Below are 12,504 nucleotides of genomic sequence, written 5' to 3'. Positions count from 1 at the left end.
TGAACATCTAAAGTTCAGTTCTACTTTTTTTGTTTTCAGCGTATTACAAATCCTTAAAAAGACACCCATTTAGGTAAAAAAAGTAAAGGAAATTTGCAGATTCCCATTAACTTCATGCTTTAGTTTAAAAACCCAATATTCAACCTTACATGAAAAATTCTTTAACCAAAAAATCAAGGCTCTTGATTCCCCTGTTTTTCGGGGTAATCTTATCGGCAAGTCAATCTTTTATTAAGCCAAACGAAGTGGCTTCTCAACTAAAACTTCCGAGTGGTTTCAAAGCAGAAGTACTCGGCTCTGAACTAGGCAAAGCTCGCCACATGGTGGTAAGTTCAACCGGAATAATTTACATAAACCGCTCAAAACTGGTAGATGGCAAAGCCATATTGATGCTTAAAGACAAAAATCACGACGGCGTAATAGACGAACAAAAATCATTCGGCAACCTACCGGGCACTGGCATAGAAATAAAAGACGGACACTTGTACACGGCTTCTAACTCGGGGATATTTAGATACAAATTAGACCAAAACCAAGAAGTAATAAACACCGAAAAGCCCGATATGATTGTCAGCGGTTTGCCAGACCACGGCCGTGACAACGCCAAGCCTTTCACATTTGACAACACGGGCAACCTACTGGTAACTATCGGCAGCTGGAACGACCCCTGCCGTGAACCAAACTCGGGAAAAGGAATAATGCCTTGCTCAGTTTTAGACTCAGCAGGCGGCGTTTGGAAGTTTAGTGCCACCAAGTTAAACCAGACATTTGCTGATGGAAGCAGATACGCCACAGGTCTAAAAAATGCAGTGGCTATGACCTGGAACACCCAAACCAACTCTTTGTTTTCGGCGGTGCATGGCCGTGGGCAGTTTCATGATTTTTATCCGCAATATTACACCCCGCAGCAAAGTGCCGAGCTACCTGCCGAAACCCTCTACGAAATCCATGAAGGAGACGACGCCGGATGGCCGTACATATATTATGACCAAATTCAGAAAAAGAAAATAATGGCTCCCGAATATGGCGGCAATGGCAAAAAAACGGGTGGCGAAAAAGCCATTAATCCGCTACTTGCATTTCCGGCTCATTTAGGACCAAACGATATTTTATTTTATACCGGAGCCATGTTTCCTGCTAAATACAAAAACGGTGCTTTTATTGCTTTTCACGGGCAGTCTGCCGAGCTCAAAAAAGGATATTTCGTGGCTTTTGTGCCTTTCAAAAACGGAAAACCAGCAGGCACTTGGGAGATATTCGCGGATAATTTTGCAGGGGTAGATTTAGCAAAACCTACAGGCCCTATTCAGCACCGTCCATGCGGACTGGCACAAGGTCCCAAAGGAGAACTGTTTGTTTGTGACGATTTGGGAGAAACACTTTTTAAGATTTCGTATAAAAAATAAGCAGATTGATAGTTAAGAGCGTATCGAAACACGCTCTTAACTATTCTTATTTCGCAAAAACCATCTGAAAACTCATTGGCACTTCTTCGGCTATTAGCCCCTCTCCTATGTTGGTATACAGCACATTTGGCGTACTGAGATTTACTCCCCAGTGTGATCTATAAAAAGTAAAATCTGAACTTGCGTTTAGCCCGTCTATGGTGTTTGTTAGCTTAACCTTTATCACAATTGGTTTAGAAATACCTTTTACTGTCAAGTCGCCCTGCACCGAATATTCACCTGCTCCATTTTTTCGTATTTGTGTACTTTTAAAATAGCCTTTCGGATATCTTTTAGAATCAAAAAACTTATCGGACTTTAAGTCCATTTCGATATTGAGCTGCTGATTGGGCTCTTTGAGGTTGGTATTTTTTATGCTTTCCATATCGATCACAAAACTAGCGGCGTATGGCTCACCTTTGCTGTTTAGTGCTATTTCGCCTGCACTAAACTTTATGGTTCCTTCGTTTCCGTGCATTCCGCCAAATATCCTTCCTTTCCAAAACGCAGTGCTCCTATTTAGGTCTAAGGCGTGTTTCTCTTGGGCAAACACCGAAGAAAATGACAACCAAATCATTATAAAAATGACTCTCATATCAATATACTTTTATTTCATTGTGAGGCAATGCGAATTTCGAATTAGTCGTCAAAATCACAATTGAGTCTCCGGCTTTACATTGCCTTAAAACCTCCTCTATTTTAACTTTTTTATATTTTTCAAAAGAGAAAAGATGCAGCGTTCCGGTTTCCATGTCTTTAATGGCAACTCCAAATTCAAACTTGCCATTGGCATTGGGTTTCATGCTGTTTTCACCTAAAGTTATAGTGCCAGCAGTTAGCCAGCCTTTGGCGGCTTTTGATACGTTACAAGTGGCATTTGGCGAATAGTTTTCTACCAAAACCTGCTCATTCAGTAACAACACCGAACAGTCCGAAAATCGACTTTGTGCCATAGAAACTACAGACACACAGATTAAGCATATCGCAAATATATTTTTCATTTGAAATTAAATTTTATTTAGAATAAAAAACTGAACCCAACTAACTGAAAATCATTAATTTACAACTTTCAATTAGAAGAAACTTTGGGAGCACACCACTGCCACGGACCAGACTTGGTGATATTAATAAATTTATTGCCTTCAAATCTAAACAGCCCACCAGAAAACCCGAACCAAAGTCGGCCCATGTTATCCTCAAAAATGCTCTGAATGTGATTCCGCGTTACTCCCTCTTTTTCTTGGTAATTCGTAAAAGACTTTCCATCATATCGGTCTACACCTCTGCCGAGAGTCGAAAACCATATATCGCCCGTTTTGTCTTGCATCATGGTGTACACAAAGTTGCTCGTAAGGCCATTGCTTTCATTGTAATTTGTAAACGATTTACCATCGTATTTGCTAATGCCGCCGTCGCGGGTGGCAAACCAAAGGCTACCGTCTTTGGCCTCCAATATGTCGTTTACGTTATTGCCACATAAGCCATCTTTGGTTGTATATATTTTTATGTTTTTGCCATCAAACCGATACAAGCCTGCCCCATCCATTCCAAACCAAAAAACTCCTTTTGAATCCTCAAAAATCTTCCACGCTAAGTTGGTCGAAAACCGCGACTCATTGGCTCCGACTGTGGTTTCTGGTAAAGCAAATTTGGTAAACCTCTTGCCGTCAAATTTAAAAACCGAAGAGATAGTCCCGACCCAAACCTCGCCTGATTTGTCTATCATGATATTCCAAACGCCGCAGTCTTCAAGTCCATCGGCGTTTCCGTAGTTTATAAAAGATTCGCCATCAAATTTTGTAACACCCAAGTCTGTTCCAAACCAAACTGCCCCATCTTGGTCTTCCACTATTCCTCGTACGGCCTCACCATTAAATCCTTCTTTTTTGAGAAATATTCAAGCGAATTGCCATCAAATCTAGCCACACCATCGCCATTAGTTCCTAACCAAAGGTTTCCCTTTTTGTCTTGATATATTTTACGGATGTAGGCACTTATCTGTATGTAATCGTTTTGGTTAATATTAAAAAACTTCGGAGCTATTACAGGAGCGTTTACCACTTTCGCTTTGGCGGCTACACTGTCTTTTTCTGTTTGTTTGGGATTTTGTCCGCTGCAGGCCACCGTTACAAATAATAAGTAGGCTATAGCTGAAACTCGAATACTGATTTTTTCCATGATATAAAAGATTGCTTTTGGCTTTGATTATGAACCAAAACTATATGAAATGGCCCAAGACCTTGTAAATCAAATGTAAAATAGTGTAAATAATACGTAAACCATGAAATGGAGCGGCTTTTTAACTTTAAATTGCAGCTAATTATGAAATCAAAAATCCTTTTCATTCTATTCTCACTTGTGGTGTTTTTCTCTTGTAAAGAAAAAGAAGACACCCTCATATTTAGAAACATTGGCCATGTTTTGCTATTGCATTCGGGCGACTCCACCTCGCGGGTTTTGCCCATCCAAGAGTTAGGAAACAACACTTACCAAATATCGTTTGAAAGCGATTTCGCCTTAAACCCCGACACGCTGATTGAAATCGTTCATAGGCATCTTTCGGTATATTCCAAAGGAAAAGAATACAAGGTGTCGGTGTATAGTTGCAATAAAAAAGAAGAACTTATTTACGGATATAAAGTAGAAAAGAAATACGATTTTGGTATTCCTTGCCTTGGCAGAGTGTACCCAAAAGATTGTTATAATATTAGGATTCAAATTTTAGAAAGTTTTGTTAATTGGCCACTTTTCTTATTTCCATTCTTGATTTTTATCGTGTATGGGCTTTGGTATTATTCTAAAAAAAAGAAGCCCACTGAAACAGAGAAAGACTATTTCTCTTTGGGAAAATTTAGATTTATTGCCGTAGACAAAACCCTAAAATTCGGAAATGAAACCATCGAGCTTTCCGAAAACGAAACGAAGCTTTTGCAGCTACTTTTAGCAAAGCCAAACGAAATAGTAGAGCGAGATTTTCTGTTAAAAGAAATTTGGGAAAACGAAGGTGTATTTGTCATCAGCCGAAACTTAGATGTGTTGGTATCTAAACTCAGAAAAAAACTTCAAAACGACCCAAATATCAAAATCGTAAACAGCCACGGCAAAGGCTACGGCATCGAGTTTTAAGGAATTGAAGTTTATTTACTTTTTAGATTTAAGACTAAAATATCTCCCTCAACTCGTTGTTTACGAGCTTTTGTAGAAGCCAAAAGCTCAGCAGAATAATATTTAAGAGGCAATTCTTTGAGCGAATTTTCTGATTCTAAAAACTTTTGGCAAACCTCGTCAAGTGTTAAATCTATATTTGCTAACAAATAGTTTTTGGTATATTTCATCCAAAACCACGTAATAGTTTCGTGATAGCCTGCAGTATCAGTATTTAGTCCACCAATGGCTTCGTTGTATGCCATTATTTTTGCTTTTATTTTAGCAAATGCCTCTTCAAAAGGATATTGGGTATTAAACCAAAATGCTACCATAACATGTGCTTGGTGTGTCCAGTCCTCTTTGGGGAGTGTATGGTTTATAAAACCGACTACAATTGGCTTGAAATCAGATAACTTCATTTATTTTTTTCAATCAAAAACTTCACAATTAATTGATAATTAGACACTAAAATATTTAAATAAGAAAACTAACTTACCTATTCAATGTCATATTTTTTGTTAATATAGGTCATAATAATTAAAAAAAACAATTTCTAATTTTGACTAAAACTTAGATAACATGAAAAAAATAATAGTCCCGATCGATTTTTCTAGCGGAGCAGACAACGCACTAAACTTTGCTATAAATTTAGCCACAAGGCATATTGCTGAAATAATTTTGTTGCACTGTTATATTCCCGTTTATGTTGACCCTTCTATGTCAGGCGGCATTACTTCTACAGTAGAGATGCCTGACCTCCACGCCTTTGACGATACTATGCAAGCCAAGGCAAGAGAAGTACAAGAAAAAGGAGTTAAAGCCACCGCAAAGGTTATGATTTCTGACGTGGCTACTGCTATAAACGACCTCATGGAGTCAGATCAAGCCGATTTTGTGGTTTTAGGTAAAACAGGACAAAGTGGCTTTTTAGACAAACTGCTAGGAAGCACCGCGGCTAGTATTCTTAATCGTGTTAAGTTGCCGATGTTGGTTGTACCCGAAAGATACACTAGCCATCATGTTTCTAATATTGTATATGCAACCCAGTTAGAATTTGACGAGACAAAAGTTTTAGACCATGTTTTTTCACTTTCTGATACCCTAAAAGCCAATCTTCAGCTTTTGCATATAAAAAATGACACGGAGCTCGATATACATCAGGACTTTCAGTTTGTGGATGATATTAAAGCAAAATATGGCAATAAAACCTATGAACTGATAGACATAGATGGACACCATACAGTAAAAGAAATCATTGATTTTAGTGCTAGTAAAGAGGATGTATTGTTAGTCTTGGCATCGCACCACAGAGGATTATTGGATGGCTTACTAAACCCGAGTGTGAGTAAAAAGATAGTTTCTAATACAGAAATCCCAACCTTGGTTTATCACTTTAAAGATGTATAAACCGCATTTAAAACGAATCGCGTTAACACTTGAACTATAAAAATCGAATCAGAGCTTCAGTTTAGAGGCTCTGATTTTTGATTTTAAACTTCTGTCAAACGGGTAAAAAAATAGAAAATAAATCTTTATATCGCCCTGCACTGTTTGAGCACTGTTAAAATTCTTTTGGGAAGTATATTTTTTTTAGAACTTTGATAATAAGAATTTTAATTGTGCGAGTTTGCAGGACGGTCGGCCGCTGCCGTGCAGTTTTTTTTGCTCCGTTTTTTTTGAAGGGTCCGGCCTACCGGAAAAATGGAGGCCCCGCTGGCAAGCGACCCAGTAAATGAAAGGGGGGAGGGGGCAAAATGGTTAAAAAATGGCTTCAATGGTAGGTTTAAGCTAAGTTTTCTTTAAAAAATAAAAATTAACCTTTTGACAGTAATTTTAAACCAAAACCTATCAAAATAAAAAAGGCTGCCTTATTTGAGGCAACCTTTTTAAGTAAAAAATATGCGTTCTAAAAATTAGAATCTGAAGTTCCAGCTTAAGTTAAATATTGTACCTAATTGACTAAAGTGGTATCCGTCATACGTCATTTGAGAATATCTTTGGTTAAACGTAATCAGGTTTGATTCGTTTTTCAAAGCAGCTGCATCTTTTAACAATGCCTCGCCTTTGGCGTTATGTGCTTTAAATGACCACTCAGGCAATACATTCAAAATATTGTTGATATTTAACTGTAAAGTAGAGTTTTTAGTAGCCTCAAAAGAGATTCCTAAGTCTGTAACCATTTTAGTTTTAAACTCCGTGTATAGATCTAAACTCATACCTTGTTGTTGGAACTTCGTTGGTCCGAACAAAGTATTGTTTAGCGTAATTCCTAATTTGTTGATTTGGTAATCTAAACCAAGAATCGCCTTAAACTTAGGACGTGAAGTAAAGAACAAAGCCTCTTGTGTACCGTTTACTACTGACTGACCAGCAGAAGCTACAATCGAAGGGTTATTAACTGCTCCTTCTCTTTCGTTTTTCATAGTATAGTTACCTGCAAGGTTTACATTTAACTTACCTTCGCCAACCGCGATTTTACGGTAGCTCGATACGAAATCAATTCCGGCAGTACGTGTATTAAGTCCGTTTACGAAGAAACTAAGGTCTGAAAGATTGTTTTCTTTCAATACGCCGTCAAGTTTCGTGTTTCCAGCTGCAGTAGAACCAATTTCAGTACTTAGGATAATCCTGTCTTTAACCGCAATGTTATAGTAATCTAATGTAATGCTCAGATTTTTAGAAGGATTTAAACCTACTCCCATCGTAATGTTCATAGATTTTTCAGGCTTAAGACTTGGAAGACCCAATAGTCTCGCCTCACGCGAAACGTTTGAAACCAAACCACCTACTTGAATTCCTTGCCCTGGCACGAAGCTGTACTGAGCTTTTTGTGTATAAATCTGGTGAAGCGTTGGAGCCTTAAAACCTGTTGAAGCCGAAGCTCTAAGCGTTACTTTATCATCTGCAAATTTGTATCTTGTACTTAACTTCCAAACAAAAGCACTACCAAAATCTGAATAGTTTTCTAAACGAGCAGTACCGTTGATTAAGAAATTATCGCTAAAGTCAACCGCCACGTCAGCATAAGCACCGATGTTATAACGGTTAAATGTACCCGAGTTACGTGGGTCATTTCCTGCAAATGAGTCAGCACCACCGTCTTCGTAAGAAGCTAAATCTCCTTCTATTACTGTGAAGTTTTCTGATCTAAACTCCGAACCGAATGCCACGCCTACTTTGTCATTAAGTCTTCTGTTGATATCGATGTTACCTACATTGTGGGTAAAACGCGTACCACCTGGCTTGAATATGATCGGGCTGTTTTCTTTGTATTTGTTAGTTCCGTCCGGATTAAGTGTTCCGTTTCTATTGTGCGAGTTGGTAACTGTGTATGTTTGCTCGTTACCACCTGTAGTGAAACTTACGTCCGTGTTCCAATCGTTTCTGCTTGATTTAAATCCTAAAGTACCGTTGTAGTCCACTAGGTCTCCATCAAAAGTAGGCACATATCCTTGGTATGAAGCGGCAGTACCGTCACCAAAGAAATCCTTTAGATATGGGAATGACGAGAGTGTTCTCCAGTAAGGCGTACGGAAGTTAGCAAATGAGTTAACTTTTTTATACACATATCCGAAGTTAGCGTATATCTCACCTGTAGCAGAAATCTTTTTACCTGCATTACCCGCAAATTTCATTGCAGTAGTATTAGGAGATCCGTTAATGTTACGTGCATCTGGGTATTTAGCCAAAAACGCCTTAACATCGTTTATGTTAGCTCCAAAATCGGCAGCTTCACCAGCAGCATCAACGGTACCAGGTCTGTTGGCAAGTTTTGACTGAGACATATCTAATGTATAGTTCACAAATCCGTCTTTACCCAGTGAGTTACCATTGTTGATAGCCACACCGTACATTTCTCCGTCTCCTTTCGAAGTGATTCCTGACCTCAAAGTAACGCCACCGTTGTTAGCGTCGTCTTTTAAGATAATGTTCATAACACCGGCAATGGCATCAGAACCGTATTGAGCAGAAGCTCCGTCTCTTAGTATCTCTACTCTTTTGATCATATCCACAGGTATTGCAGAGATATCAGCACCAGTTTCACCTCTACCCGGCGATGTTTGGGTATAAAGCAATGAACTCATGTTTTTACGCTTTCCGTTTATCAAGATTAGCGTTCTACTTGGTCCCATGTTTCTGATTTCGTAAGGATCAAGAAGCGATGTTGCATCATTTACCGGAGTTTGAACCGTGTTAAATGAAGGCACTCGATACTGCAAAGCCTTGTCAAAAGTGGTTTGACCTGTGCTTGTCAGCTCTTTAGTAGCTACGATATCTACAGGAAGCGGCGTGTCAGTCAACGTACGCTTAGAGTTTCTACTACCTACCGAAATTACAACTTCAGAAAGGCTCGTAGAAGATGGACTCAAAGTAACAACCATACCGTTTGCTGCTTTTACTGTCTTAGTTTCATAGCCGATAAAACTGAACTCTAGGTCTGTACCAGCTGGCACATTGATGGTAAATGAACCCGTGGCATCAGACGATGTACCTACGTTAGACTTGTTTTTGATGGTAGCCCCAATAACTGGTGATTGATCTCCTCCATCCAGGACTTTTCCGGTAATTTGACCGAATGAATTTGTGCAGAAAATAAGCATCGCTGCACATAGCGAATAAAAATATTTCATAGGTTTTTAGTTTGGTTAATAAAATTTAACGTGCCAATATAAAACAAGAAATTTGATTTAGAACAAAAAAAACACCACTAAATAAAAAATATTTAGAATTGTGTATTATTAATATTTTTTAAAATATCAAAATAGAAATATAATTTGCTGTAAAAAAAATGTGGCGATGAAAAAGTTAAAAATGCAGACCAAAACACCTAAAAAGGCAATATTTTTAGAAATTAGCAGAATATTATTATTGATACAAATCAACCTAAAATTGCACAAAACAAAGAAACGAAAGAAGAAATTTGATATTGAAAATAGCAGAAAAAGCCCATAACTGGTATTTCATAACAGAATTAAAGAAATATTAAAAAATATTAATAACGTGATATTTAAACTAATTAGCGAAATAGTATAATTACTAAAAATCCCTATTTTCTAAGACCCATATTACCTTTTATACTTTTGAGCATAAATGACCATTTGTTCTGCAGTAGGTACGGTATTGCTACTTAGCTCTTCTACTAAATTCCCAGCAGAATCAACCACTATTAAAGTTGGATATGCCACTACGCCATATTTTTTGGCCAGTTGCCTTCCCACTCCCTTTTCGGCGTCATATTTCAGGTTAATAAATGAGGCATTCATAGCTGCTCCTACCTCAGGCACGGTAAGAATATTTTTAGAAAAATAAACACAGGTACCACACCATGTAGCATAGAAATCAATGAATATAGGTTTTTTCGTAGTTTTAGACAAAGCCAAAGCTTCTTCGTAAGATTTATCTGAAAACGTTACCGCTGTGGGCTGGTCAAATTTGCTCTTTTGCGATTCACCCAAATAAATAAAGTAAGCTGCCGCTCCTAATACTCCCAAACTTAGGGTTTTGCCCCAACTTAATATTTCGGGCTGATGTTTTTTGAAAATAAACCCAAAAGCTACTGTTAGTATTATGATGCCTAATGCACCTAAACCATAAGGCTGCGGTATTCGGTAAATTACGTAAATGGCCGCAAGGCCAATCAAGGATGTGATGACGATGTCTTTTAAGTTCATTTATTTGGAAGTAGGGATATACAATACACTAGAAAAGTTTTCTGTATTGATTGATGAAGGACTTTTATTAAGTAAAAAAGTAAACGAGAGCCAAAATGGTTCAAAATTATAGTATTCAAACAACAAAGCATTTTTAGTTTGATTATTTCAAAAACTCAGCCAATGCCCGCGAAGCGAGGGTTTCACTTCCAAAATTACCTTGGCTCGCACTTTTGCTTTTGCAAACCGACCTCCAAATGGTCTCGTAGTTTTGGGTGTCTACAACTTGAACCATCATAGACTGTCCGTGGGTTTTCACCGGAAATGCCTTTTTACTTTTATATTGATCAGCTGCCCACACATATGTTTCTATGGGCTTATGCATTATTTGCACAAAAACTACCAACTCCGCCCCTTCTGGGTCAAAAAAGTACTTTTTCTTTTTCATTTCACTTATCAATCGGGCCTTTATTTTATCTGTATCCGTGATATTCTCATCCAAAACCAAATTAAAACCTCGCCATTCAGCAGACTTTGGAATAGAATCTGATGCAATTAACCTATACGAATGAACCTGACAGGAAGTAAAACCTAAGGCAACTAGGCCAATTAATAAGTTGTATATATTTTTCATTTGCACTATCATTTATTTGAATAGTACAAATTAAACACAATATTATTAAATCGTTAACTTTGTGTTAAGTATTTGTAAAAACTTAACATTAGCGAGTCCCAACCAAAGCAAATCCACCTCCAGAGTCAATCAAAGCTACTTTTGAGGTATCAATTTTACTAAGTTTTAAAAAATGGATTTCATTTTCACCAAATGATTCTTGTATTGGAAAACTCCTTTGAGCATAAAAAGACAAACTCGGATTATAGTGGTCGTGCATATAGACAGTCTCTTTTTGTGCTTTTAACTTAATGCCTATTTGCCTTACAAAACCTTGTTGCAAGAGCCCATATTTGAATATAAATAAAGAGGTAAAACTGATAAAAATAAGCCATTTGAATTCAAAACGCTTTAGAAAAACAAAGCCAACAAAAAGCAATTCGGCTACCACAAAGTAAGTTTGGTCAAAAACAGCATTAAATTCATTTTGAGTAAAAGGCAAGCCCACCGATTCTACATTATACACATAACGAATACTCAATGGCAATAGAAACAAAACGCCTATTAAAATGCACATTTGGATGTAACTCGGCCATTTCTTATTGAATTTTACATTTGAAATTAAAACTAATAACGGTGCGTAACCGTAACTGATATAGTGCGGCAGTTGGGTTTTAGAAAATGAAAAGAACACAAAAACAAACACAAACCAAGAAATGAGCATAAAGACCAAAGGGTTGAACTTTTGATTGAAAGCACTGAATACCAAATGGCTAAACGGAAAGAACGAAAGTAAAAGAACCGGAAAATAATAATACCAAACTCCTCCATGGCTCTCCATAGTGGCGGTATATCTTCCCAAATTGTGCTTCAAGAAAAACTCTACAAACAGGGCCTCACCTGAGCGTTGCCAAACCACAAAAAACCAAACGGCAGGCAACAAAAACGCTGACAATAAGAAGGAAGGTTTTAGAAATTTCAAAATCAAACCGAAACTTCGGGTATATAAAATAAACATACCGACGACCGCGAAAAACAAAACCACCATAATAGGCCCTTTGGTGAGTATTCCCAAAGCAATGGCACATCCAATTTTGATTAACCTGCCTTTACTAAATGATAAATAAAGCTCATAAAAATTAAAAAGTGCGTAACATAAGAAAAAATTGAGGGCATTGTCTACCACCGCAGCTTTGCTCAGGACCTGAAACTGGAGCATACCTAAACCTACGAAAACAACGTGTTTGGGATCAATTTTAATAAAATAACGCTCCGAAAACCTATATATCTCGAAAATAAAGGCTAGGAAAAACAAGAAAGAAGGCAAACGAACCGCAAATGCCGAAATACCGAAAAGTTGCATAGAGAGGCATTCCAGCCAAAAATATAAACCGGGTTTGTCAAAACGAGCCTCCGCATTTACCCAAGTTGAGAAAAAATCACCGGATTGCAACATGTTACGTGCCGCCTCCGCAAAAAAGCCCTCGTCCTCGTCGAAAAGTGGGCTATAAATCATGCCTAAAAGTGAGATCAAAACGTAAGCCAGAAGAGCCAAATAAAAGTGCGGCTCATGCCTTAACCTAAGTTTAATATTTAGGATATATTTACCTAAAACGGTAAGTATACTTTTGTGTATAGCAAATATCAT

General features: G+C 37.7%; 13 protein-coding genes. 4 read left to right on the top strand and 9 right to left on the bottom strand.

Annotation, left to right across the window (positions count from 1 at the left end; all coding sequences use genetic code 11):
• Positions 1–149: 149 nt before the first annotated feature.
• Positions 150–1,406, top strand: a complete 1,257-nt coding sequence (locus tag ACFOOI_RS19255) for a PQQ-dependent sugar dehydrogenase (RefSeq protein ID WP_379839715.1) — start codon at positions 150–152, stop codon at positions 1,404–1,406.
• A 46-nt stretch (positions 1,407–1,452) separates the two neighbouring features.
• On the opposite strand, the gene ACFOOI_RS19250 is transcribed toward ACFOOI_RS19255, so the two are convergent.
• The 4 genes from ACFOOI_RS19250 to ACFOOI_RS19235 all read right to left on the bottom strand — a co-directional run bounded on the left by ACFOOI_RS19250 (position 1,453) and on the right by ACFOOI_RS19235 (position 3,623).
• Positions 1,453–2,040: a YceI family protein gene (locus ACFOOI_RS19250; RefSeq protein WP_379839714.1), complete on the bottom strand. Its 588-nt coding sequence runs from the start codon at positions 2,038–2,040 to the stop codon at positions 1,453–1,455.
• Between the two features lies 1 nt (position 2,041).
• Positions 2,042–2,446, bottom strand: coding sequence for a hypothetical protein (locus tag ACFOOI_RS19245; RefSeq protein WP_379839713.1), 405 nt, complete (start codon positions 2,444–2,446; stop codon positions 2,042–2,044).
• 68 nt (positions 2,447–2,514) lie between these two features.
• On the bottom strand, positions 2,515–3,294 hold the full coding sequence (locus tag ACFOOI_RS19240) for a ligand-binding sensor domain-containing protein (RefSeq protein WP_379839712.1): 780 nt from the start codon (positions 3,292–3,294) through the stop codon (positions 2,515–2,517).
• A complete protein-coding gene (locus tag ACFOOI_RS19235; RefSeq protein ID WP_379839711.1) occupies positions 3,294–3,623 on the bottom strand; it encodes a two-component regulator propeller domain-containing protein in 330 nt (109 codons plus the stop codon). Before ACFOOI_RS19235 ends, ACFOOI_RS19240 begins: the two co-directional genes overlap by 1 nt.
• A gap of 144 nt (positions 3,624–3,767) precedes the next feature.
• Here ACFOOI_RS19235 and ACFOOI_RS19230 point away from each other — a divergent pair, with 144 nt between their 5' ends.
• Entirely contained in the window at positions 3,768–4,571 is an 804-nt protein-coding gene (locus ACFOOI_RS19230; RefSeq protein ID WP_379839710.1) for a winged helix-turn-helix domain-containing protein, read from the top strand.
• An 11-nt stretch (positions 4,572–4,582) separates the two neighbouring features.
• On the opposite strand, the gene ACFOOI_RS19225 is transcribed toward ACFOOI_RS19230, so the two are convergent.
• Entirely contained in the window at positions 4,583–5,011 is a 429-nt protein-coding gene (locus ACFOOI_RS19225; RefSeq protein ID WP_379839709.1) for a hypothetical protein, read from the bottom strand.
• 160 nt (positions 5,012–5,171) lie between these two features.
• On the opposite strand from ACFOOI_RS19225, the gene ACFOOI_RS19220 reads away from it, so the two are divergent.
• Positions 5,172–5,999, top strand: coding sequence for a universal stress protein (locus ACFOOI_RS19220; RefSeq protein ID WP_379839707.1), 828 nt, complete (start codon positions 5,172–5,174; stop codon positions 5,997–5,999).
• Positions 6,000–6,505: 506 nt separating this feature from the next.
• Here ACFOOI_RS19220 and ACFOOI_RS19215 read toward each other — a convergent pair.
• Positions 6,506–9,223: a TonB-dependent receptor gene (locus tag ACFOOI_RS19215; RefSeq protein WP_379839706.1), complete on the bottom strand. Its 2,718-nt coding sequence runs from the start codon at positions 9,221–9,223 to the stop codon at positions 6,506–6,508.
• Between the two features lie 166 nt (positions 9,224–9,389).
• Here ACFOOI_RS19215 and ACFOOI_RS19210 point away from each other — a divergent pair, with 166 nt between their 5' ends.
• Entirely contained in the window at positions 9,390–9,545 is a 156-nt protein-coding gene (locus ACFOOI_RS19210) for a hypothetical protein (protein ID WP_379839705.1), read from the top strand.
• 113 nt (positions 9,546–9,658) lie between these two features.
• Here ACFOOI_RS19210 and ACFOOI_RS19205 read toward each other — a convergent pair whose 3' ends face one another.
• The 3 genes from ACFOOI_RS19205 to ACFOOI_RS19195 form a co-directional block, all read right to left on the bottom strand.
• Positions 9,659–10,264: a thioredoxin family protein gene (locus ACFOOI_RS19205; RefSeq protein WP_379839704.1), complete on the bottom strand. Its 606-nt coding sequence runs from the start codon at positions 10,262–10,264 to the stop codon at positions 9,659–9,661.
• Positions 10,265–10,406: 142 nt separating this feature from the next.
• On the bottom strand, positions 10,407–10,877 hold the full coding sequence (locus ACFOOI_RS19200) for a hypothetical protein (RefSeq protein ID WP_379839703.1): 471 nt from the start codon (positions 10,875–10,877) through the stop codon (positions 10,407–10,409).
• An 88-nt stretch (positions 10,878–10,965) separates the two neighbouring features.
• On the bottom strand, positions 10,966–12,504 hold the full coding sequence (locus ACFOOI_RS19195) for an ArnT family glycosyltransferase (RefSeq protein WP_379839702.1): 1,539 nt from the start codon (positions 12,502–12,504) through the stop codon (positions 10,966–10,968).

The organism is Lacihabitans lacunae (genome assembly GCF_042649125.1).
Classification (GTDB): domain Bacteria; phylum Bacteroidota; class Bacteroidia; order Cytophagales; family Spirosomataceae; genus Leadbetterella; species Leadbetterella lacunae.
The sequence above is the reverse complement of the archived record's forward strand: the minus strand, read 5'-3'. Positions and strand labels throughout refer to the sequence as shown.

Bases quoted from the DNA above. Each gene is read 5' to 3' on its own strand.
- ACFOOI_RS19215 (WP_379839706.1), bottom strand. From the start codon at position 9,223: ATGAAATATTTTTATTCGCTATGTGCAGCGATGCTTATTTTCTGCACA.
- ACFOOI_RS19220 (WP_379839707.1), top strand. From the start codon at position 5,172: ATGAAAAAAATAATAGTCCCGATCGATTTTTCTAGCGGAGCAGACAAC.
- ACFOOI_RS19210 (WP_379839705.1), top strand. From the start codon at position 9,390: ATGAAAAAGTTAAAAATGCAGACCAAAACACCTAAAAAGGCAATATTT.
- ACFOOI_RS19235 (WP_379839711.1), bottom strand. From the start codon at position 3,623: ATGGAAAAAATCAGTATTCGAGTTTCAGCTATAGCCTACTTATTATTT.
- ACFOOI_RS19195 (WP_379839702.1), bottom strand. From the start codon at position 12,504: ATGATATTTGCTATACACAAAAGTATACTTACCGTTTTAGGTAAATAT.
- ACFOOI_RS19200 (WP_379839703.1), bottom strand. From the start codon at position 10,877: ATGAAAAATATATACAACTTATTAATTGGCCTAGTTGCCTTAGGTTTT.
- ACFOOI_RS19245 (WP_379839713.1), bottom strand. From the start codon at position 2,446: ATGAAAAATATATTTGCGATATGCTTAATCTGTGTGTCTGTAGTTTCT.
- ACFOOI_RS19205 (WP_379839704.1), bottom strand. From the start codon at position 10,264: ATGAACTTAAAAGACATCGTCATCACATCCTTGATTGGCCTTGCGGCC.
- ACFOOI_RS19230 (WP_379839710.1), top strand. From the start codon at position 3,768: ATGAAATCAAAAATCCTTTTCATTCTATTCTCACTTGTGGTGTTTTTC.
- ACFOOI_RS19250 (WP_379839714.1), bottom strand. From the start codon at position 2,040: ATGAGAGTCATTTTTATAATGATTTGGTTGTCATTTTCTTCGGTGTTT.
- ACFOOI_RS19225 (WP_379839709.1), bottom strand. From the start codon at position 5,011: ATGAAGTTATCTGATTTCAAGCCAATTGTAGTCGGTTTTATAAACCAT.
- ACFOOI_RS19255 (WP_379839715.1), top strand. From the start codon at position 150: ATGAAAAATTCTTTAACCAAAAAATCAAGGCTCTTGATTCCCCTGTTT.